Origin of the sequence: Rodentibacter ratti (genome assembly GCF_002000485.1) — a bacterium.
Classification (GTDB): domain Bacteria; phylum Pseudomonadota; class Gammaproteobacteria; order Enterobacterales; family Pasteurellaceae; genus Rodentibacter; species Rodentibacter ratti.
Map to the genome: position 1 here is coordinate 275713 of NZ_MLAJ01000005.1, position 22880 is coordinate 298592.

At 38.4% G+C, this 22880-nt stretch carries 22 protein-coding genes; 13 read left to right on the forward strand and 9 right to left on the reverse strand.

The genetic code is table 11. From position 1 onward, the window contains the following. Positions 1-18: 18 nt before the first annotated feature. From pepN to cytX, 3 genes are all read left to right on the forward strand, one after another. The gene (gene pepN / locus BKG94_RS06305; protein ID WP_077435321.1) at positions 19-2628 is read left to right on the forward strand and encodes an aminopeptidase N; all 2610 of its coding nucleotides are present in this window, start codon (positions 19-21) and stop codon (positions 2626-2628) included. Between the two features lie 49 nt (positions 2629-2677). Continuing rightward, the gene (locus tag BKG94_RS06310) at positions 2678-3595 is read left to right on the forward strand and encodes a LysO family transporter (protein ID WP_077435323.1); all 918 of its coding nucleotides are present in this window, start codon (positions 2678-2680) and stop codon (positions 3593-3595) included. A 62-nt stretch (positions 3596-3657) separates the two neighbouring features. Further along, on the forward strand, positions 3658-4839 hold the full coding sequence (gene cytX, locus BKG94_RS06315; RefSeq protein WP_077435325.1) for a putative hydroxymethylpyrimidine transporter CytX: 1182 nt from the start codon (positions 3658-3660) through the stop codon (positions 4837-4839). Between the two features lie 45 nt (positions 4840-4884). On the opposite strand, the gene BKG94_RS06320 is transcribed toward cytX, so the two are convergent. The 3 genes from BKG94_RS06320 to purR all read right to left on the reverse strand — a co-directional run bounded on the left by BKG94_RS06320 (position 4885) and on the right by purR (position 9136). Then, entirely contained in the window at positions 4885-5208 is a 324-nt protein-coding gene (locus tag BKG94_RS06320) for an HI1450 family dsDNA-mimic protein (protein WP_077435327.1), read from the reverse strand. A 93-nt stretch (positions 5209-5301) separates the two neighbouring features. Beyond that, positions 5302-7941 (reverse strand): phosphoenolpyruvate carboxylase, encoded by a 2640-nt coding sequence (gene ppc / locus BKG94_RS06325; RefSeq protein WP_077435329.1) that lies wholly within the window; start codon positions 7939-7941, stop codon positions 5302-5304. Between the two features lie 178 nt (positions 7942-8119). Next, positions 8120-9136 (reverse strand): HTH-type transcriptional repressor PurR, encoded by a 1017-nt coding sequence (gene purR / locus BKG94_RS06330; protein WP_077435331.1) that lies wholly within the window; start codon positions 9134-9136, stop codon positions 8120-8122. A gap of 360 nt (positions 9137-9496) precedes the next feature. Between purR and dapD the strand changes: the two genes are divergently transcribed. Continuing rightward, the gene (gene dapD, locus BKG94_RS06335) at positions 9497-10324 is read left to right on the forward strand and encodes a 2,3,4,5-tetrahydropyridine-2,6-dicarboxylate N-succinyltransferase (protein ID WP_077435333.1); all 828 of its coding nucleotides are present in this window, start codon (positions 9497-9499) and stop codon (positions 10322-10324) included. 74 nt (positions 10325-10398) lie between these two features. On the opposite strand, the gene tehB is transcribed toward dapD, so the two are convergent. Both tehB and metG read right to left on the reverse strand, forming a co-directional pair. Next, on the reverse strand, positions 10399-11259 hold the full coding sequence (gene tehB / locus BKG94_RS06340) for an SAM-dependent methyltransferase TehB (RefSeq protein ID WP_077435335.1): 861 nt from the start codon (positions 11257-11259) through the stop codon (positions 10399-10401). Between the two features lie 115 nt (positions 11260-11374). Beyond that, positions 11375-13423, reverse strand: coding sequence for a methionine--tRNA ligase (gene metG / locus BKG94_RS06345; RefSeq protein WP_077435337.1), 2049 nt, complete (start codon positions 13421-13423; stop codon positions 11375-11377). A gap of 153 nt (positions 13424-13576) precedes the next feature. On the opposite strand from metG, the gene apbC reads away from it, so the two are divergent. Next, the gene (apbC, locus tag BKG94_RS06350) at positions 13577-14689 is read left to right on the forward strand and encodes an iron-sulfur cluster carrier protein ApbC (protein WP_077435339.1); all 1113 of its coding nucleotides are present in this window, start codon (positions 13577-13579) and stop codon (positions 14687-14689) included. Between the two features lie 95 nt (positions 14690-14784). Next, a complete protein-coding gene (add, locus tag BKG94_RS06355; protein WP_077435341.1) occupies positions 14785-15804 on the forward strand; it encodes an adenosine deaminase in 1020 nt (339 codons plus the stop codon). A 113-nt stretch (positions 15805-15917) separates the two neighbouring features. On the opposite strand, the gene BKG94_RS06360 is transcribed toward add, so the two are convergent. The 4 genes from BKG94_RS06360 to BKG94_RS06375 are packed head-to-tail and all read right to left on the reverse strand — an operon-like array spanning position 15918 to position 17302. Then, positions 15918-16130, reverse strand: a complete 213-nt coding sequence (locus tag BKG94_RS06360; RefSeq protein WP_077435343.1) for a hypothetical protein — start codon at positions 16128-16130, stop codon at positions 15918-15920. Between the two features lie 3 nt (positions 16131-16133). Continuing rightward, positions 16134-16562 (reverse strand): hypothetical protein, encoded by a 429-nt coding sequence (locus BKG94_RS06365; RefSeq protein ID WP_077435345.1) that lies wholly within the window; start codon positions 16560-16562, stop codon positions 16134-16136. A 3-nt stretch (positions 16563-16565) separates the two neighbouring features. Next, positions 16566-16886 carry a hypothetical protein gene (locus tag BKG94_RS06370; RefSeq protein WP_077435347.1) on the reverse strand — a complete coding sequence of 107 codons (321 nt, stop codon included), beginning with the start codon at positions 16884-16886 and terminating at the stop codon, positions 16566-16568. Beyond that, a complete protein-coding gene (locus tag BKG94_RS06375) occupies positions 16886-17302 on the reverse strand; it encodes a hypothetical protein (RefSeq protein ID WP_077435349.1) in 417 nt (138 codons plus the stop codon). The genes BKG94_RS06370 and BKG94_RS06375 overlap by 1 nt, the downstream gene beginning before the upstream one ends. A 148-nt stretch (positions 17303-17450) precedes the next feature. Here BKG94_RS06375 and BKG94_RS06380 point away from each other — a divergent pair, with 148 nt between their 5' ends. The 7 genes from BKG94_RS06380 (at position 17451) to BKG94_RS06410 (ending at position 22847) form a co-directional block, all read left to right on the forward strand. Then, positions 17451-17783, forward strand: coding sequence for a helix-turn-helix domain-containing protein (locus BKG94_RS06380; RefSeq protein ID WP_077435351.1), 333 nt, complete (start codon positions 17451-17453; stop codon positions 17781-17783). Positions 17784-18003: 220 nt separating this feature from the next. Next, positions 18004-18708 (forward strand): SIR2 family NAD-dependent protein deacylase, encoded by a 705-nt coding sequence (locus tag BKG94_RS06385; RefSeq protein WP_077435353.1) that lies wholly within the window; start codon positions 18004-18006, stop codon positions 18706-18708. Positions 18709-18900: 192 nt separating this feature from the next. Next, positions 18901-19092 carry a DNA translocase FtsK gene (locus BKG94_RS06390; protein ID WP_077435355.1) on the forward strand — a complete coding sequence of 64 codons (192 nt, stop codon included), beginning with the start codon at positions 18901-18903 and terminating at the stop codon, positions 19090-19092. Next, positions 19092-19586 carry a hypothetical protein gene (locus BKG94_RS06395; protein ID WP_077435357.1) on the forward strand — a complete coding sequence of 165 codons (495 nt, stop codon included), beginning with the start codon at positions 19092-19094 and terminating at the stop codon, positions 19584-19586. Before BKG94_RS06390 ends, BKG94_RS06395 begins: the two co-directional genes overlap by 1 nt. Beyond that, a complete protein-coding gene (locus BKG94_RS06400; RefSeq protein WP_143538911.1) occupies positions 19534-21234 on the forward strand; it encodes a leucine-rich repeat domain-containing protein in 1701 nt (566 codons plus the stop codon). The genes BKG94_RS06395 and BKG94_RS06400 overlap by 53 nt, the downstream gene beginning before the upstream one ends. Positions 21235-21243: 9 nt before the next feature. Then, the gene (locus BKG94_RS06405; RefSeq protein WP_077435361.1) at positions 21244-22080 is read left to right on the forward strand and encodes an SIR2 family NAD-dependent protein deacylase; all 837 of its coding nucleotides are present in this window, start codon (positions 21244-21246) and stop codon (positions 22078-22080) included. Between the two features lie 11 nt (positions 22081-22091). Beyond that, positions 22092-22847: a PP2C family protein-serine/threonine phosphatase gene (locus tag BKG94_RS06410; RefSeq protein WP_077435421.1), complete on the forward strand. Its 756-nt coding sequence runs from the start codon at positions 22092-22094 to the stop codon at positions 22845-22847. Positions 22848-22880: the final 33 nt, after the last annotated feature.

Below are 22880 nucleotides of genomic sequence, written 5' to 3' on the forward strand. Positions count from 1 at the left end.
CTTAAAAAAGAGCCGATTATGTTAGCTAAAGCAAAATATCGCAAAGATTATAAAAAACCGGATTTTACTGTGACGGACATTTATTTAGACTTTCAGTTAGATCCGGATCACACGGTGGTTACCGCAACCACAAAATTCCAACGATTAAATGATCAAGCAACAAGTTTGCGTTTAGACGGTCATAGTTTCCAATTTTCCTCCATTAAATTTAACGGCGCATCTTTCACCGATTATCAGCAGGATGGCGAAGGTTTAACCTTGAATTTGAGCGATAAAAGTGCTGTTGAATTTGAGCTAGAAATTGTCACCATTCTGGTTCCGGCAAAAAATACCTCATTACAAGGTTTGTATCAATCGGGTGAAGGCATTTGTACTCAGTGTGAAGCGGAAGGTTTCCGTCAAATTACTTATATGCTGGATCGCCCTGATGTGTTAGCTCGTTACACCACCAAAATCACCGCAGATAAAACGAAATATCCTTACTTGCTTTCCAACGGAAATCGTATCGCTGAAGGCGAGCTAGACAAGGGGCGTCATTGGGTTGAATGGCATGATCCGTTTCCAAAACCAAGCTATTTGTTTGCCTTAGTAGCAGGGGATTTTGATTTATTACAAGATAAATTCATCACCAAAAGCGGTCGGGAAGTGGCGTTAGAGCTCTATGTGGATCGCGGTAATCTTGATCGTGCCGGTTGGGCAATGGAAAGTCTGAAAAAATCCATGAAGTGGGATGAAGATCGCTTTAATCTGGAATACGACTTAGACATTTATATGATCGTGGCGGTGGATTTCTTCAATATGGGGGCAATGGAAAACAAGGGATTGAATATTTTCAATTCTAAGTTTGTGTTGGCGAACCCGCAAACCGCAACGGACGAGGATTATCTCGCTATCGAAAGTGTGATTGCTCACGAATATTTCCATAACTGGACGGGTAACCGTGTTACTTGCCGTGATTGGTTCCAATTAAGTCTAAAAGAAGGATTAACCGTATTCCGTGATCAAGAATTTTCTTCTGATACCGGCTCTCGTGCGGTAAATCGTATCAATAATGTGAAATTCTTACGCACCACGCAATTTGCCGAAGATGCCGGCCCAATGGCACACCCGATTCGTCCGGAAAAAGTGATTGAAATGAATAACTTTTACACGGTGACGGTGTATGAAAAAGGGGCAGAAGTGATCCGTATGTTGCATACCTTGTTGGGCGAGGAGGGTTTCCAAAAAGGTATGGCATTATATATTGCGGAAAATGACGGCAAAGCCGCCACCTGTGAAGATTTTGTTTCCGCTATGGAACGTGCCAATGCGCTGGATTTAAGCCAATTCCGCCGCTGGTATAGTCAATCCGGCACACCGGAATTGTTAATTAGCGATGCTTATGATGAACAGACTCACACTTATCGTTTAACCGTTTCTCAAACGACCCCGCCGACAGCGGATCAAATGGAAAAAGTGAATTTACACATTCCGCTTAAAATGGCGTTATATGCGCAAGACGGCACAAAACAAATGCTTCAATATGACGGCGAGGCATTAAATGGCGTGTTAAATATCACGGAAAAAGATCAAGTATTTGAATTTCACGGTATTTATGGTCGCCCGGTTCCTGCTTTATTGAAAGATTTTTCTGCACCGGTGAAATTGGACTATGATTACACCACGGACCAACTTCTCACTTTGTTAAAATTTGCCAATAATGCCTTTGTGCGTTGGGACGCAGCACAGATGTTATTGACGAACGAGTTACGTCGTAACGTTGCCCATTTCCAACAAGGAGAAGATTTTGAAATTTCGCCTCAAATTTTGACCGCACTTTCACAAGTGTTGGAAAATTATGAAGCAGATATTGAATTGGCGACGTTGATTCTTACCTTACCAAGAGAAATTGAATTTGCCGAAAGTTTCAAAACCATTGATCCCGATGGCATTGTCGCAGCGCGAGAATTTATCGTGCGAGCCATTGCCGAATATCTCAAAGAACCCTTGCTTAAAATCTATAATCATATTCGTTTGGAAGCATACCGTATCACTCAGCAGGATATAGCCCTGCGTGCAATGCGTAACCTTTGCTTAAATTATCTGGCTTACACCTCCCTTGGTAATAACCTTGTTCATAAGCATTACAATGGGGCAAATAATATGACGGACACCCTTGCGGCACTTACGGCAGCAACCAAAGCCTCTCTCCCGTGCCGTGATACCTTACTTGCTGATTTTGAGCAAAAGTGGCAGCACGACGGTTTAGTGATGGATAAATGGTTTGCCTTACAAGCCACCCGACCGGATGAAAATGTGTTAGAAATTGTGAATCATCTGATGGATCATCCAAGTTTTAATTTCAACAATCCGAATCGTTTACGTGCTTTGGTGGGGAGTTTTGCCAATCAAAACCTTAAGGCTTTCCACGAAATCAGCGGTTCAGGTTATCGTTTCTTAACGGATGTGTTAATTCGACTTAATGACAGCAACCCACAAGTTGCCGCTCGTCTGATCGAACCGCTAATCCGTTTCGCCCGCTACGATGCCCAACGTCAAACCCTCATGAAACGGGCATTGGAGCGTTTAAGCACTGTCGAAAATCTTTCCAAAGATTTATTTGAGAAGATTGAGAAAGCGTTGAGATAAGTTTTTTAGTAACAGGGTAGATGTAATGTCTACCCAAAGGAAAACAATCATGCAAGACGTGATAAACGGATTATTAGTTGTGCTAGTGCCTATGCTGTTAGGCTATTTATTGAAAGTAAAAAATAAAAAACATATCATCAAAATTAATCAAATTGTGATGTTTTTGTTGTATGTTATCTTGTTTTTAATGGGGTATTTACTTGGTCAGCTTGATGATCTAGAAACAAAACTCCCGATTATAGGTAAAACCGCTGCGGCACTTTCGGCGATTATTCTAACCTCAAATATGATTGGATTAATGATTTATGATCGTTTTAATCCTGCACCATTACTCAAATCTCAAGGAAAAATCCCCTCTCGTTGGCACTCATTAGTTGATTCTTTCAAACTTTCCGGAACCGTTGTTTTAGGGACGTTATGCGGTTGGCTATTTAACGCTTATCTTGTTTTACCTACGGGGATTAATCTTTATGTGTTGATTGCCTTGATTTTTTTCGTGGGTATCCAGCTACGGAACAATGGAATTTCTCTAAAAGAAGCATTGTTTAATAAACGTGGTTTTCAAACCGGTATGGTATTTACTGTCACTTCCTTACTTGGAGGGATTGTGGCGGCATTGGTTTTAACTATGCCGATCACCCAAGGTTTAGCATTTGCTTCGGGAATGGGCTGGTATTCTTTATCAAGTGTGGTACTGACAAATGCATGGGGACCGATACAGGGAAGTATTGCATTTTTTAATGATTTATCTCGAGAGATTATTAGTTTATTTATCGTTCCGATTTTTATACAACATTTTCGCTCAACAGCGATTGGTATCACCGGGGCAACAGCGTTGGACTGTACTTTGCCTATTATTCAAAAATCGGGGGGAATAGAAGTGACACCTATCGCAATTTCTTTCGGGGTTGTTACAAATATTCTTCCGCCTGTTTTATTAGTTTTATTCTCAGGTATTCCTATCTAATTTTATCCCATTGAATTATTTATATTATTTTAATTAACAACATTTAACCCTAAGGAATAAAAATGCAACAAAAACATTCAAATCTTGCCGCCAGTCTTGTGTGGTTTACCGCAGCCATCTCTATGGCAGAAATTTTAACCGGAACTTGGTTTGCGCCTCTCGGTTGGAAACAAGGGATTATCGCAATTTTACTCGGACATATTATTGGCGGTGTAATGTTCTTTTGTGCAGGGTTTATCGGTGCCAAAACACAAAAAAGTGCCATGCAAACTGTACAGATTTCTTTTGGGCAAAAAGGTTCGGTGCTTTTTTCCGTACTTAATGCGATGCAGCTTATCGGTTGGACTGCTGTGATGATTTATATGGGCGCAGAAGTGATCTCTATTTTGAATCAACAAGAGGCACAAAATGCATTTTTCCCGTTATTTACCGTGGGATTAGGTGTGCTCATTATCGTTTGGTTGTTAATGGGCTTTAGCAATCTTGGTGTAATAAAAAGTCTTTCTTTGGTGACGATGTTTTTACTGATGCTTTGGTTGACATTACAAATTATCAGTCGTGACTTTATGCCTCCGGTGGGAGAACATCAGATTAAATTCGGCACAGCCGTAGAGATTGCCGCGATTATGCCGTTATCTTGGCTTCCGGTTGTTTCCGATCATACGAAACACACAAAAACCCCACTAAAAACAACCGCACTTTCTACTCTCGCTTATACAGTCACAAGTTGTTGGATGTATTCCATTGGATTAGGGGCTGCGCTCGTGAGCGGAAAATCGGAAATCGCCCAAATTTTAGCATTGTCGGGTGTGAGTATTGTTGGTGTGATGATTGTTGTTACCTCCACCATGATCAATACCGCATTACCGGCGCATTCCACAGGGATGAGTTTAAATAATATTTACGCTAAATTGAGTGTGAAATGGGTTTCAATTCTCACGGTGGTGACCGGAATTATTCTTGCAACAATGTTGCCGGTTACGCAATATGAACATTTTCTCTTTTTTATCGGTTCGGTATTCGCTCCTATGATTGGGGTGTTGATTGCCGATTTCTTTGTATTTAAGCAAAGCGAACCTCAGAGAAGCATTGATGTGATAGGCTTAGGCGTTTGGTTTATCGGTTTTATCATTTACCGTGTTTTAATGTGGCAAGAATGGGAAACCGAATTAGGGGTCACTGTTCCTGTTATTGCGTTCACCTTCGGCTTAACCATTTTGGTACGTAAATTGACAAAAAAATAGAAAAGATAAGGGGAAAATCATGAATTTTCCCCTTTTTTACAGGAATTATTTTTTCCAAATTACGTGAAATTCACGATCTTCTTCACGGTGAGAAATGAGAAATTTGGCAAAGACATCATCCATTTCATCTTTATCATTAACTAAACCAATCCAGACTTCAGCAAAGGCATCCGGGTCGATCAATACCCCAATTTCCTGTTCCCAATCTTCAGCGGTTTCCACAAATTCTACTGCACCACGTTCTTCAAATTGAAGATTAAATAGCATTACATCCGCCGGATCTAAATTTTCCCCTGCCATTTCCAAGAAAATATCATAGGCAATATCAATGGCGGCATCGGGATCGAGTTTTTGAAGTTCTGTTGTCATAATTTAGCCTCTTGTTCAGTTATGAGCGGTATGATACTGAAATAAAAAGTGCGGTCAAATTCATTGGTGTTTTTGACCGCACTTTTTTCTCGATTAACCCGTATTACGCATTCCTGCGGCAATACCTGTGATAGTGATCATCAAGGCTTGTTCTACATCAGGATTTGGCTGATCCGGATTTTCACGGAAACGGTGGAGGAGCTCCACTTGGAGAAGATTGAGCGGATCGGTGTAGATATTGCGTAGTGCAATGGATTCGGCAATCCATTGTAAATCGGACATCAGTTCATTACGGTGAGAAAGGGAAAGCACCGTTTGGATATCCGCTGTCAATTGTTGGCGTAAGTTTTCGCCTAAATACCACAGCTCTTTTTTCACCAACCGTTGATCATATTGTTGTGAAAGCCAGAGGTCTGCTTTGCTGAACACCATTTCCAACATACCAATTCGGGTAGAGAAAAACGGCCAGGTTTGGCACATTTCTTCAATAATCTCACTTTTGCCATTTTCAATGACTTGACGCACAGAAGCCCCCGCTCCTAGCCATGCCGGTAACATTAAACGGTTTTGCATCCAAGCGAAGATCCAAGGAATGGCTCGAAGGCTTTCAACCCCGCCGCTCGGATTGCGTTTTGCCGGGCGGGAACCCAGTGGTAATTTAGAGAGCTCTTGTTCCGGTGTAGCACTGCGGAAGTAAGGCACAAAGTCTTTATCGCCCCGCACCACATCACGATAGATTTTGCAAGAAATGCTGGAAAGCTCATCCATGATGGCACGCCATTCCAATTTAGGTTCCGGTGGTGGCAAGAGATTGGCTTCTAAAATTGCGCTGGCGTAAAGATCGAAAGTTTCCACTGCTACCGCCGGTAAACCGAGTTTGAAGCGGATCATTTCCCCTTGTTCCGTGACACGTAAGCCATTTTTCAATGAGCGTGGTGGTTGAGAAAGTAGGGCGGCATGGGCCGGTGCACCGCCACGACCGATTGTGCCGCCACGTCCGTGGAATAAGGTGAGTTCAATGCCGAGTTTTTCCGTTAAATTCACCAAGGCTTCTTGGGCACGATATTGCGCCCATGAAGCAGCCATCATGCCCGCATCTTTAGCGGAATCCGAATAGCCGATCATCACCATTTGGCGGTTGTTGATGATACCTCGATACCAACCGATATTGAATAGTTGGGTCATCACTTCTTCTGCCGCATCCAAGTCATCCAAGGTTTCAAACAGTGGCACTACAGGGATATGGTGAGGCACTCCGGCTTCTTTTAGCAATAAGTGGACGGCAAGTACATCAGAAGCACTACGTGCCATAGAAATCACATAACAAGCAATCACCCCTTGTTTTTGCGCCGCAACCACCTGACAGGTATCAAGAATTTCTTGTGTTTCGGCGGAAGGTGTCCAATTTTGAGGAATGAGTGGACGACGTGAACTTAATTCACGAATTAAGAAGGCTTGTTTGTCCTCCTCTGTCCATTGGGAATAATCACCTAAACCGATATAGCGGGTGATTTCTGCAATGGCATCAGTATGACGGGTACTTTCTTGACGAATATCCATTTGTGACAAGGTGACGCCAAAGCAACGGATACGATGTAAAATATCGAGTAATGAACCGTTTGCAATAATACGCATACCGCATGCCATAAGGGATTGATAACAATCGTAAAGGGGGTCCCAAAGTTGGTTATCCTCTAAAATGATGTCATTTTCTGTGACACGAGGCAGGCGATCGGCAAGGAGATCGTCAAAGTATGCGAGGGTGGTCGTGAGTTTTGTGCGTAAGCCTTTTACTACGACACGATAAGGCTCTAAATGATCGCCATATTTTGCTCGAAATTCATCGGTACATTTCACCATCGAAAGTTCATCGGCCAGTTTGCAGATGTCTTGAAGGAATAAATCTGCCGCTTTCCAACGGGCAAAATTCAATACTTTTTGGCTAATTTGAGCGGTCACAAATGGGTTGCCGTCACGGTCGCCCCCCATCCAAGAAGAAATGCGTACCGGTTTTAAACCGACCGGTAAATCATAGCCTAAAAATTCACGGGCATTTTCATTTAATTGGCGAAGAAACTCCGGAACGGCTTGCCAGAGGCTATTTTCCAACATGGCAAAGCCCCATTTCGCTTCATCAAAAGGGGTGGGGCGAACGGTGCGAATTTCATTGGTATGCCAGGCTTCGGCAATTAAACGAAGGAGCAGACGTTCAATTACGCTGCGTTCTTTTGATGTCAGATCAGCATGTTCCAATTTGCTTAAACATTTGTTGATTTCAACGTGTTTATGAATGAGTGAACGGCGGGTGGTTTCTGTCGGGTGCGCCGTTAATACCAGTTCGATTAAGAGTTTTTCAATGGTTTTATAAACCTCTTCTTTTGACGCATTTTCCGCTTTTAAACGGGTAAATAGGGCGTGTAAAGAGCGTTCTGAAGGGGCTTTTTGTGAATGTTCACGGGAGATGGCTTGATATTGTTCGGCAATATTTGTTAGGTTTAAAAATTGACTGAATGCTCGTGCCACAGGAATGATATTATCCGTTGAAATATTCGCCAGCGTTTCGAGCAAGGCTTGACGTGCATTGTCATCCCCCGCCCGAGAATCACGGGATAGCTTGCGGATATTTTCGATAAGTTCAAGAATATCGGCGCCTTGTGCATCGTTAATGGTTTCTCCGAGAAAACGTCCTAACATATTGATGTTATTACGTAGAGTAGCATACTCTTGTGTCATACAAACTCCTAAAATTAAAGTAAAAATAAAACTAGGCGTAGATATAACTAAAAATAGGTGCTTGGTCAAACCTTATTAGAGAAAAGATTGATGAAAAACAGGAAAAATAAATTTCTCTCAAAAAATGACCGCACTTTCTATATATTATGTAAAAAGTGCGGTCATTTTTTAGTGAATTTTATGAAATGATTTTAACGGATTTTCTCACAACCAGCTCGGGATGAATATCAATTCGGCTTTGAGTTTGTGATAAATCATCTTTATCTTTTTGTGAAATGCGTTCAAATAACAAATTTACCGCTTGTGCGCCTAATCGAGATTTAGATTGGTGAATAGTAGTCAATGGTGGTGCATAAAAACGCGATGAATGAATATTATCATAACCAATAATTGAAATATCATCCGGCACACGCAAGCCTTTCTCTGTAATAGCAGAAATCGCACCTAATGCCATCACATCATTACAGCAGAATACGGCTGTGGGTAAGTTTGTTTGAGTAAGAATTTTATTCATACATTCATAACCGTCTTCCGGTTCAAAATAGCCTTCCATTACCCAATTTTTATTAATGATCAAACCCGCATCTTTCATTGCTTTTTCAAAACCTTCATAACGGGTTCTCGCTGTGGTCTTAGTGAGTTCACCGGCGATAATCCCAATTTCTTTATGACCACAATCAATTAAATGTTTTGTCGCCAAATAACCACCGGTAAAGCTGTTATCATCGATAATATCGGTGTCGCCATTGGGACCCCAATCCATGACAACCATTGGAACAGTGGAGAAATTAGCGAGTAAATTAAGCGAGGTTTGGGTGTATTCGGAACACATCACAAGTAAGCCGTCCACCCGTTTTTTTGCCAACATTTCTAGGTGATTTTTCACTTTTTCAGGATCATTTTGTGTATTACACAAAAAGAGTGAATAGCCTTGACGGTAACAATGTTCTTCCACGGCGTGAATAATTTCGGCAAAGTAGGGGGCTTCACTGGTGGTGACGATCATACCGATAGATTTTGTGGTATTGACTTTTAAACTTCTGGCAACTGCACTAGGTGAGTATTTTAAAGTTTTAATTGCGTGCTGTACGGCTTCTTCCGTTTCTTTTGCTACGAATCGGGTTTTATTAATTACATGGGAAACGGTAGTAGTCGATACACCAGCCATTTTTGCCACATCTTTAATTGTTGCCATAATTTGATTTTCTCTAAAAAAATTTTTCCCATTATAAGGATTGTTTAAGAATAGTTAAGTGGATAACAAAAATTTTTTAAAAAAGGTCGTTTTTTTTCTTTTTCTTGCTAGAATGGCAATGCTTCAACGTTAATTTAAGGAGAAAATATGAGTGATTTTGGTTATGCGATGATTGCAGTTGTGTTAAGTATGTCTTTTATTGTTGGCTTAACACTTTCTATCTTTTAATTAAGATGGGCTTTATCATCACCGCACTTTGGGTTTGCAAAGTGCGGTGATTTTTTTCGGTGTGTTTTGCTTGAAAATTAAAAATATGGTAAAACTAACGCCGTTTTATTCATTAACTAAATAGGAAGTACAATGGCAAATTTACAAGCAATTATTGAGTCTGCTTTTGAAAAACGTGCGGATATTACGCCAAAAACCGTAGATGCAGAAACCCGTGCGGCTATCGAAGAAGTGATCGAAGGATTAGATAGCGGTAAATATCGTGTGGCAGAAAAAATTGATGGTGAGTGGGTCACCCACCAATGGTTAAAAAAAGCGGTATTGCTTTCATTCCGCATCAATGACAACGAAATTATCGACGGTGCAGAAACCAAATATTACGACAAAGTGGCATTAAAATTTGCTGATTACACAGAAGCGCGTTTCCAACAAGAAGGCTTCCGTGTGGTGCCGTCTGCCACTGTGCGTAAAGGGGCATATATTTCTAAAAACTGTGTGTTAATGCCTTCTTATGTCAATATCGGTGCTTATGTGGGCGAAGGCACAATGGTGGATACTTGGGCTACGGTTGGATCGTGCGCACAAATCGGTAAAAACGTTCATTTATCCGGTGGTGTAGGAATCGGTGGAGTATTAGAACCGTTACAAGCCAACCCAACCATCATTGGTGACAACTGCTTTATCGGGGCACGTTCTGAAGTGGTTGAAGGGGTGATTGTTGAGGACGGTTGTGTGATTTCAATGGGCGTATTCATTGGTCAATCCACTAAAATTTATGATCGTGAAACCGGTGAAATCTATTATGGTCGTGTACCGGCAGGATCGGTAGTGGTTTCAGGTAGTCTTCCATCAAAATGTGGTAAATACAGTCTTTACTGTGCGGTTATTGTGAAAAAAGTGGATGCGAAAACCTTAGGCAAAGTCGGTATCAACGAATTATTACGCTCTATTGAAGAATAATTAAAAATTCTCTCAAAAAATAAACCGCACTTTGTTGTCACAAAATGCGGTTTTTTTATTTTACAATCAGATGATTATTTCTTTTTGGCTAACATTGTCACAAATTTCATTTTAATGCGATTGCCATTTTCATCAGTTTTGTGCAATTCGCCCATTTCCTCGTTGTATTTAATCAATTCCCAACCCTGATAATAACTTTTCAATTCATTTTCTTTGAAGGTGAAGGAAAAAGGCATCGGGCAGGGTACGTCATCAGTGGACATGGCGGCGACAATTAAATTATATCCACCCGCATTAGTATGTTCCTGAATATTTTTGATAATTGTCGGTATGCGTTCGCGGTTTAAGAACATAAATACCACAGTAGAAAGAATAAAATCATAATTTTCTTGAATATTAGCGGTATTGATGTCGTAAAGTGCGGTAGAAATGTTGAGATTTTCTTTTTCTTTGGTGTCGTTTAGGAATGCAAGGCCATTGGCATTATGATCCCAAGAAGTTACATCAAAACCGAGTAAACTTAAAAAGAGGGAATTTCTGCCTTGACCACAACCAAGATCTAAGGTTTTGCAAGGTTTGATGAGTTCAACAGCGGCTTTTACTTCGGAATGGGTTGCCGTCATATTGTATTTTTTGCTGAAGTAATCTTCTTTTTTACAGTAAAAGCCAAGGGTGCATTCCAAATCATCGGTTAAGGCTTCCACTCGGTGCCAAGCTTGCGGTTCAACGAATGGCGTTTCTGTTTCAGGCGTAAAAATATGTTCGGCAATAATGTCGCCTTGTTCTGTTAATTCATAAAATTTCAGTTTGCCTTTTAAAACCTCTACTTTTCCCCAAGTGCCTACTTTGGTGTTGTGTTTTTCTTGAAACATTTGGGGGAGTTTATCTTTTGTCCAAACCGGCATTTGTTTGTAGCAGATTAATTCATTTTTCATGGTGATCTCCAAATATAGATTAAATAGTTGAGTGTTATAGTAGGTTATGTGTTTTAAATTTTCAATGGAAAAAATAAAAAGGCGACCGAAGTCGCCCGAATAAATACTCAATTGATTATTTCACCTGCATACCGGCTGTCACACCGATGTCTGCAGAAAGTAAGAATAAATCACTGCCACCGCTGCCGGCAGAAAGAATCATTCCTTCCGATACGCCGAATTTCATTTTACGGGGAGCAAGATTTGCCACCATAATCACAAAGCGACCTTCTAATTCTTCCGGTTTGCTATAAGCGGCTTTGATGCCGGAGAATACTTGGCGGGTGTGATCGCCAAGGTCTAATTCAAAGCGTAAAAGTTTATTGGATTCTGGTACGGCTTCGCATTTTAGCACTTTTGCCACCCGCATATCTAATTTGGCAAAATCATCAATAGTGATGGTATCGGCAATAGGTTCTACCTGAGAAAGTGCGGTCGATTTTGACGCTGTTTTTTCTGCTGCTTTATTGCTTTGTGCAAACAAGGCTTTGGTTTCATTCACCACCGCGTCAATTTGTTTTTTCTCTAAACGGGAGAAAAGGGCTTTGAATGGTGAAAGGGTATGGCCAAGCAAAGGTTGGTGAAGGTTATCCCAACGTAATTCAGTTTGTAAGAAACTTTCTGAGCGTTCAGCCAGTTTGGGTAATACCGGTTTTAAGTAGGTCATCAATACGCGGAATAGTTCAATGCCCATTGAGCAGACTGCTTGTAGCTCGGCTTCTTTGCCTTCCTCTTTTGCGATCACCCATGGGGCTTTATCGTCAATGTATTTATTGGCTTTATCTGCCAATGCCATAATTTCACGAATGGCTTTGTTAAATTCGCGGGTTTCATAATAGGTTGAGATTTGTTCTGCCCGTGCAGTAAATTCGTCAAACAATGCTTTATCTTCTAATTTATCGGCTAATTTTCCGTTAAAACGTTTTGCGATAAAGCTTGCATTGCGAGAGGCTAAATTCACCAGTTTGTTAACGATATCGGTGTTTACACGCTGAACGAAATCGTCCAAGTTGAAATCTAAATCTTCAATACGGTTATTAATTTTTGCCGCATAGTAATAACGTAAACATTCAGGATCAATATGGTTCAAATAGGTGCTGGCTTGAATGAATGTGCCACGGGATTTTGACATTTTCGCCCCATCGACGGTGACATAACCATGGGCAAATACATTTGTCGGTTTACGATAGCCACTGCCTTCCAACATTGCAGGCCAGAATAGGCTGTGAAAATAGACGATATCTTTCCCAATAAAGTGATAAAGTTCTGCTTCACTGTGTTCTGCCCAAAACGCATTGAAATCAATGCCTTCACGATCACAAAGATTTTTGAACGATGCCATATAACCAATGGGTGCATCTAACCAAACATAGAAGAATTTATCTTTTGCTCCCGGAATTTCAAAACCAAAATAAGGTGCATCACGGGAAATATCCCATTGTTGTAAACCGCTTTCAAACCATTCTTGCATTTTGTTGGCGATTTCAGGTTGAAGGGAACCGGAACGGGTCCATTCTTGCAACATATTCTCAAATGCCGGTAAATCAAAGAAAAAGTGTTCGGATTTTTTGACAACAGGTGTCGCACCGGATACGGCAGAACGTGGATTAATTAAATCCATCGGGCTATAAGTGGACGCACAGACTTCGCAGTTATCGCCATATTGATCTTCCGCTTTGCACTTCGGACAAGTACCTTTCACAAAACGATCCGGCAAAAACATATTCTTTTCAGGATCATAAAGTTGCGCAATCACTTTGCTTTTAATGAAACCCTTTGATTTTAATTTGTTATAAATTTCTGCGGTGATTTGTTTATTTTCTTCGCTGTGGGTGGAGTGGTAGTTATCAAAACTAATATTAAAACCGGCAAAGTCACGAATGTGATCCGCCTTTGCTTTAGCGATTAATTCTTCCGGCGTAATGCCTAATTTGTCGGCATTCAACATAATTGGAGTGCCATGGGCATCATCAGCACAAACAAAATAAATTTTATTGCCAAGCATACGTTGAAAACGCACCCAAATATCCGCTTGAATATGTTCTAGCATGTGGCCTAAATGGATCGCACCATTGGCGTAAGGTAGGGCGCAAGTGACTAAAATTTTACGGGGTTGAGCTGTCATTTTTATTCTCTTTTATTGCACAAAAAATTGTTCGCTATCTTACCCGATAAACGGTATTTTTTCTAGTTCATCACATTTTGTCTTAACAGAGCGGGATTAAAGTGGTTAAATATGCCCGACGAATTTACTCCATTATTTTAATAGGACTTTATTATGGCAATCTTTTTTTCTGAAAATATCAGTTCAGAACAACAAACCGAGCTTCTCCAGCTCTTTCAACATTTTACCCATCCCAGCCTACAAAAAGATCTCATTGCGTTAAATGCCCTAAAAAAAGTAGAGAAAGGGGGGGAAACATTACGCATTGAATTGCAACTGCCGTTTGCTTGGAATAGCGGTGTGGCGCAACTGAAGCAAGCCATTTCTGATGCGTTATTAAAAGCAGCAGATTGCAAAGTGATCAAATGGGAGGTGAATTATCAAATTGCCACCTTGAAACGTGCGAATAATCAACCTGCGGTAAAAGGTGTAAAAAATATCATTGCGGTGACATCAGGCAAAGGGGGCGTAGGAAAATCCAGTGTTTCCGTTAATCTTGCTCTCGCACTTCAAGCTCAAGGAGCACGCGTTGGCATTTTAGATGCCGATATTTATGGTCCATCTATCCCACATATGCTTGGAGCCCCTCATCAACGCCCAACATCTCCAGACAATCAACATATCACACCGATTAAAGCGCATGGTTTATCGGCGAACTCTATCGGTTTCCTAATGGATGAGGACAGTGCAACCATTTGGCGTGGTCCAATGGCAAGCAGCGCATTAAGCCAATTACTCAATGAAACTCTATGGGATAGCTTAGATTATTTGGTTATCGATATGCCTCCCGGCACTGGAGATATTCAACTTACCCTGTCACAACAAATTCCGGTTACCGGAGCCGTGGTGGTAACAACGCCGCAGGATATTGCCTTACTTGATGCGGTAAAAGGGGTATCCATGTTTGAACGGGTATCCGTACCGGTATTGGGTATTGTGGAAAATATGTCGATGCATATTTGTAGTCAGTGCGGTCATCACGAGACTATTTTTGGCACGGGTGGTGCTGAAAAAATGGCGGAAAAATATAATGTGAAAGTGTTAGCACAGTTGCCGTTACATATTCGGATTCGTGAAGATTTAGATGCCGGTAATCCAACAGTGGTCGTTGCGCCGGAAAGTGAAATCACACAAGCCTTCCTACAATTGGCAGAAAAAATTTCTACCGAACTTTATTGGCAAGGTTCGGTGATTCCAAGTGAAATTTTATTTAGAGAAGTGAAGTAAGGATAAGGGCTGTGTTGACAGCCCTTTCTTGTTCTTCTTCTCTTTTGCGATTAAAATGCCGTGCAATTTTTTTCTAACGAATGATGAGTACAATAATGAAAAATTTTGCCAAATATAGCCTGATTGATTTACATCTCCATCTAGACGGTTCACTTTCCCCGGAATGGATGTTTGAATGGGCAGAAAAACAGAATATCGCTTTACCCGCCCAAAATGTTGAACAACTTCTTTCTTTAGTTTCCGTTCCACAAGATTGCACTGATCTTAATCAATATCTTAACTGTTTTGAGATTCCTGTTTCTTTACTGCAAAGCACGGAAGCCATCACCTCTGCGGTTTCCGATTTATTAAAACGCCTAGATCAACAAGGATTAGCCTATGTTGAAATTCGTTTCGCTCCACAACTTCACACACAAAAAGGTTTAACCCAATCACAGGTAGTTGAAGCCGCTTTGACGGGGTTACAAGAAGGATTAACGGGAAGCCGATTATTTAAAGCTAATTTAATCCTTTGCTGTTTACGTGGTATCGGTTCGCCAGAAGGGAATTTAGAAACCGTACGAATGGCGAAAAAATATCTTTCAACTGGAAAACCGGGAGTCGTTGCCGTGGATTTAGCCGGCCCTGAAGCCGGTTATCCTACAATGAATTTTGCCAAAGAATTTGAACTCGCCAAATCGCTCAATGTGCCTTTTACCATTCACGCCGGTGAAGCGGCAGGAGCGGAGAATGTTCAACAAGCCATTGACCTTGGTGCAAGCCGTATCGGACACAGTATTCGTGCGGCGGAATCAGAATCCGTTATGCAATCTTTAGCCGATCGCCACATTGCCGTGGAAATGTGCCCTTGCAGTAATTTACAAACCAAAGCGATTGATCACTTAAAAAATTATCCCCTTAGAACATTCCTCATAAAGGGGATTATTGCCACCTTAAACACCGACAATATGACGGTTTCTCAAACCAACATTCAGCAAGAATTTGATTTATTGGCACGAGAATATCAATTAAATGAAAATGAAGCCCAACAGTTGCTTGAAAACGCCATCCGTGCTGCTTTTCTTAGCGATGAAGAAAAATGTGAGTTGAAAACTTATATTGAAAAATTGGGTTAGTATAAAGTGCGGTTGTATTTTTTAGTGTTTTTTAGAGAGGGGAATTATTCCCCTTTTTTTGGTGTTGAATCTAATTTAGATTAAATTACCAAGTTAGTATTTTTAGTAAAATATTACCTTTTTAGTAAATAACGACATCTTTCATATGCATCAAGTCTCTCTGCATTTTGATATTTTTCAAGATATGCTTCGACACAGCGAGTTGTATCAGTTTTCTTCAAACTAGATATTATTATGCTATAAATTGAAACGGAAATGACTAAGCTAATACCTAAAATAATAGCTATTTTAACATTAGGCTCTTGTTGATTGAATTTAGGTATCATATTTTAATCCTCAATATTAATTTCACAAAATTTATCTACAAATAGCCCTAATATAGTACATAGAGAATATCCTATATATTTAATACTATCCCATAAACCAAAATTGTGTTCTTGGTTGAAAAACCAGATAAGTATTCCCGTAAAAATTATCAACATTATCACTCTGACTATATTGAGTATTATCTTGGTATATTTTGGAGCTAAGTAAATAATTGGGATAATAAAACCTGAGCCAAATAAAAAACTTCTTAAACATTCATACATACAGGAGAGGAAACCAGTAACTTGGTAACCTCCCCAAATATAATCTCCTTCTGAAGGTAAAAATATGCTGACAATTAACGATAAAATCATCGGGAATAATAAACAAGCTATAGGGAGTAAGAGCCATCGAATAGCTGGATGCCAGGAAGTTAGTATCTTATTAGTCATATATTAATTTCCTTGTTTTATAGAGAATGCACGGAGTAATAGACCTAATAAATCCCAGATAAATCTAAAAATAAATAATATTAAACTTATAATTACATATATTGCTATACCTAAACCGATAAAGCCAATAAATGACTCAGGTGTGAATTTTGTATAAATAACAGGTGAAAATGAGAAAATACCAACTATTCTAGGTACAAGATGAATGAAATTTCCGTAAACAAGAGAACTTAGTACACAACTTAAAAGTAGAGTAACTAAAAGTGATGTCTCATTAGAACCAATAAAATAAGCAATAGGTAGCAAAATGGATAAGAAGGGCATTAGATACCTCCTCTTGCAAACATAGAAGCAACGGATACAGCTTCCTCAAATTTTTCTTTAATTTTAGTATTGTAATTTAGCATTCTAAATACATCTTTTTCTGACATATGTTTATATACTTCTAATACAGCTCCAGCAATAAAGTATGCCATTGTGATCTTAACAGCCTTACGAATTTCTTCTTGGCTTTCAGTTTTTAAAACAAAATCTATTCCTAATAACTCTACTTCTGTTTTTCTTGAGGAGCCAGGTAGAGTATAGTATTCATCTAGGGGGGATGGTTTAGTATATATTATGTAATCTTGGGCATTTTCAATAGCTTGATAAAACGTTCGCCTTACTTTTCTACCCGAATTCCATAAAATTAATATAGCTATGACAGATATAATAGCGATCACTATAGAGATTTCATTCATTACGTTTTCCTTATATCAGTTTACTTTAGGCTGTCTTTGTATGTATTTTAGGCATATTTAATTAAATTTTATGCAATTTAGAGCATTCAGTCAATGTAATAGATCATAAAAAATATGCCTAAAACGAATAATTGTAATAGGCATCAAAATGGCACAACCAGTTGCATCTGATATTGACCGTCTTATAGGTCAACGAATTCAACAAAAACGTCGAGAAATGGGGTATTCGGCGGAGAGATTATCTGAGTATGTGAATATTTCTCAGCCACAGCTTTCTCGCTATGAAAGAGGAGCAAATAAAATCAATGTAGCGCATTTAGTAGCAATAGCGACTTTTCTTAAGACACCCATTAGTTATTTTTTTGAAGACTGTATGAGTGGATTTGAATGGAATACAGATGAAACAAACAGATATTGGATGGATTTGAGTCAACGACAAAAAATGTTAGTGGTCGAGTTTTTAAAAGAAATAAGAAAATAGTTGTATTGCTAAGCTGTGATTAAAATATAGCTATTTGTTTTAAGCAAAGTTTGAGCTTGCCTTTCGTTTTCAAATATTCTTTTAGCAAATCTAAATTTCAGTCTTTCCTCCATTTGTTGTTAGACTGATTATGACTGCGTATCCTAACTTAAAGCCTATGAAATGAGTAAATTGGCTTTAACCGTTAAAGTTTATCGTGGTAATAAAAATGGAGAAAAATATGAATAAACCAATTTGTGTTGTTTTAACCGGTGCCGGTATCAGTGCCGAAAGTGGAATTCCGACTTTTCGTGCGGAAGATGGCTTGTGGGCTGGGTATAAGATTGAGGAAGTTTGTACACCTGAAGCCTTGAAAAAGAACCGGGCTAAGGTGTTGGAATTTTATAATGAACGCCGTCGTAATGCTCAAGCGGCTCAACCGAATGCGGCACATCTCGCTTTAGTAGAGCTTGAAAAGGCTTATGATGTGCAGATCATCACTCAAAATGTGGATGATTTGCACGAACGTGCAGGTAGTCAAAATGTATTGCATTTGCACGGTGAGCTGAACAAAGCGAGAAGTAGCTTTAATACGGATTACATCGTTCCTTGCTTGGGTGATCAGCATATTGACGATAAAGATAACCAGGGGCATCCAATGCGTCCACATATTGTTTTCTTTGGGGAAAATGTGCCTATGTTGGATCAAGCAATCAAGCTAGTGAAAAAAGCGGATATTGTGATCGTGATTGGTACATCGTTACAGGTTTATCCCGCCAATGGTTTAGTCAATGAAGCTCCTTATGGCGCAGAGATTTACCTTGTTGATCCAAATCCTAACACGGGCTTTATTCGTAAACATGTCATTACGCTGAAAGAAAAGGCCGGCGAAGGTGTGCCGAAAATTGTGAAAGTCTTGCTAAATAAGGCTGCTCGATCTAGCTAAGTGCGGTTAAAAATTCGATAGATTTTTAAATAGCAACGATCTTTGTTGCTATTTTTTTATCTCAAAAACATATTTTTGATTGTTTCTTATTCAACCAAATTAGTTTTTGTATGTTTTTTATCCAATTAAAACAATTTTTCACTTTTTAAAAGGATTTAAAGCCTATGAGAGAGCGTAGAACAGGAGAAAAATATGAATAAAGATCCCCTTTTAAACGATGTAAAACAATTTATTTTAGAGAGCCAATTTGTTTCAGTTTCAGCGATACAACGCCGATTTCAAATAGGCTTTATGCGGGCTGAAAGAATATTGGAACAACTTGAAAAAGAGAAAGTTGTGTCTAAAAAAGACAAAAATTTTAGACGGAAAATAGAGGAAAAATAATGTACTTTTCTTTAATAAGAAAAATGGTGAACAAATATTTTGTTCAGTCGGGTTTGGCTGATTATCACGAACTTAAGATTCGCTATTTTTATGATTCGGTAGAAATTCGATCTCCTTATTGGGATAAAGGAGTTGTATTAATAATTTATGAGTCGCCTATTGGTTATGGTGCTGATTTAAGGTTTTATTATGGTAAAAAAACTACAGGCAGTGACTGGCTTGATATGTTTTATTCCCTTGATAGTTTTCCTGCTATGGATGAAAAAGGTTTTTATTGTACAGAGTGCTCTCCTAGAAAATATTTTAACAGTATTGAAGAGCTTATTTATGATGAATTATTTAAAGGAATTATTGAAGAAATAGAGGCGGAAAAATATGAGAGAGAAGTGAGATTTGGTAGCGGTTGGGCACAGTTTGTTGATGAAGAAAATGAGGTGAAAAATGAGCGATCAGCATTTAATTCAAGAATGGCGGGATGTATGGGAGAAATCTAATGAAAAATTTAAGAAAGTATTATATATCAATCTCACTATAGATATGGAAGAAAAGAGTGAATATTATGAGTATTATTCTAGGATATTTAGAAGGAAAAATCCTAATATTCCGAGAGATTTTGATTATTTAGAAAAATTAATGTCTTTGAAGTCAATTTCATTGTTTGATATGGATGATATAGGATTTAATTACTTACCTAAATGTTGGAAAATTCTACTAAAACAGTTAGAAAACTTAAATGTCTTTAGAATGTATAACTTAAAATCCTTACCTTTTGAACATTTAACAAATTTAAAGCGATTAAGTATTCCTAATGAAAGATTAGACAATCTTAGTGAGTTAGAAAAATTAACCGGATTAGATGAATTAGAAATTCGTTATATTAATTTTGATATTAAAAAATTAACAAGTTTAAGAAAGTTAAGAATTAGTCATATTCGTGTTGAAAATTTTGCTATGCTTAAACAAATGGAAAATTTAAAAAGCCTGAACTTATATGAAGTCACGCATGGGCATAACCAAGAGAGTATTAACGCATTAAGCAAAGCTATTGGCGAAATGACACAACTGGAAGAATTGGATTTAACTGGTTGTTATAGTGTTAATCTAAACTGTTTGCGAAAACTTAAAAAGCTAAAAGTACTAAATATTAGTAGATTGTATGAAACTAAATTTAAACCAATTGTTGCACTTTCAAAATCATTAGAAGAATTAGATTTAAGTTATAACGATTTTGTTGATTTACATCTCTTAAGTCATTTTAAAAAACTAAAATCGTTGAATCTTAGATCAGCTATGAAAGAAGAAACGATATTAGATCTTAAATTTTTACGTTCATTGAAAAAATTAGAATATTTTGAATGTTCTTCACATTCTAAACTTCTTAGTGAAAAAGAAAAGTGGGTAAGAAATTTTAGCTGTATCCGTTTTTGCCAAAATCTGAAAAAACTTTATTGTGAGAGTGCTGGCGTAAGAAGTATTAAATCATTGAAATATTGTAAAAAATTAGAGTGCTTAATTATGGATAATAATCACTTCAGTTGTATGTCGGACTTAAAATATTTGAATCATCTAAGAGAAGTGAATCTATCAAACTGTAATCTTTATCATATAGAACCATTAAGAAATAAACCCGAGTTAATGTTATTAGATATTTCTAATAATCATATTTCAGATATTTCACCTCTTAAAGAATCAAAGAAATTAAAAAATTTAATGGCAGACCAAAGGGAAACAGAAAAAATTAGTGATATTTCCGTGCTAGAAGATAAAATACAGCTTGAAGAATTGGAGTTGGCTAGTCATAACATCAGTGATATTTCACCATTAAGGAAATTAGTCAATTTGATTCATTTAGATATTGGTGATAATCCTATTGATGAAACGAAATTACATTATTTATCTAATCTCAATAAATTAGAGTATCTTGGTATAGATTATTTTAATCTCAAAGAAATAAAATTTATTTCTACATTAATAAATATTGAAGAGCTACATTTAGCAGGGAGTCAAATTGAAGACTACACCCCATTATTACCATTAAAAAAATTATATTATTTAGATATTGGCGATAATGATGTTAAAGATTATAGCATTTTTACTAAACAAAACTTCCCTGAATTAGATTTTGACTTTTTAGAGAATTAAGGAGTGAAAATGAAAAACGATTTGAACTACGCCGTAGAATTGATTAAAAAAGCGGACGGTATTTTGATCACTGCCGGAGCGGGAATGAGTGTCGATTCAGGGTTGCCGGATTTTCGCAGTGTAGGCGGGTTTTGGAATGCTTATCCGGTATTTCGTGAGTATCGCATTGACTTTGAAGATATTGCTACGCCGTTTGCTTATCAGCGAAATCCGGAACTCGCTTATTGGTTTTATGCACATCGCTTACTGCAATATCGCAACGCTGTTCCGCACGAAGGATACCAAATTTTAAAACGTTGGGCGGCAGATAAACCTCACGGCTATTTTGTTTTTACTAGTAATGTGGACGGGCATTTTCAAAAAGCAGGTTTCAATGAAAGTCGGGTTTATGAAGTGCATGGCACATTGGAACGCCAGCAATGTATCGAAAATTGTCGAGATTTAAGTTGGTCGGCTGTTGAGTTTAAACCGGAAGTTGATAACGAAAAATTGCGTTTAGTCAGTGAAAAACCGCACTGCCCTCATTGCAATGGTTTAGCCCGTCAAAATGTGCTGATGTTTGATGATTGGAGCTATTCAAGCCGTTATCAAGATTTCAAAAAAGTGCGGTTGGATGAATGGTTAAAAATAGTGGAAAATTTGGTCGTGATTGAATTGGGAGCTGGCAAAGCGATTCCAACGGTGCGCTATTTTTCCGAACGCACGGCAAAAATGAAAAAGGGCGGCTTTATTCGGATTAATCCGCAAGATAGCGGTGTACCTAAAATGCATTTTTTAAGTCTGGAAATGACCGCACTTGATGCCTTGAAAGCAATAGATAAATTACTTAATCAGGTAACTGAATAATGGGTGGGAAAATGGAACAAATTTGTGAAATTAGTTTTTGTCAGCAAGCCGGAAAACATAAAAAATACAATCAAGATGCTTTATTTAACGGTGAATCTGTTTTTCAATATGCCTTTAAAAAACCGGAAAAACGCATAGAAAATCGACCGCACTTTATTATTGGCGTGGCAGACGGTGTTTATCATAGCCCTTGCCCGAGAAAGGCGAGTAAAGTGGTGATGGACGCATTAAAAGACCTTAAGGAATTAAATGTTGAAAGTGTCATTTATTTGCAAGATAAATTATCGGAAGCACTCGCTGATCGTTATTTTGGTTCTGCCACCACATTAGTCGCTGCAGAAATTAATCAAATTGAAAGAAAAGCTAAAATATTAAGCGTAGGTGATAGCCGGGCTTATTTAATCTCTAAAGAAGGTGAATGGAAACAGATTACAGAGGATCATTCTATTCTATCAGAAATAGTAGAATTAAAAGTAGATCAAAATCCTAATGATTATGCCTCAATTTATGGCGGTATTTCTTCTTGTTTAGTCGCAGATAATTCAGCCTTCCAAGATAAAATTTTCTTTAAAGAGATTGATATTAAAGAGGGAGAGATATTATTGTTGTGTACCGATGGATTAACAGATGGGATAGGTTTACGTTGGCTTCAAATAATTTGGGGTTATAATAAGACAATTTTAGAAAAATTGCGATATTATCAGAGAGAATTAAAAGAACCGGGATGTTTTTATGATGATATGTCGGTTATTGCAGTTAAAATTTAGGATAATATAGCGAAACTTATAACCTAGGGAATA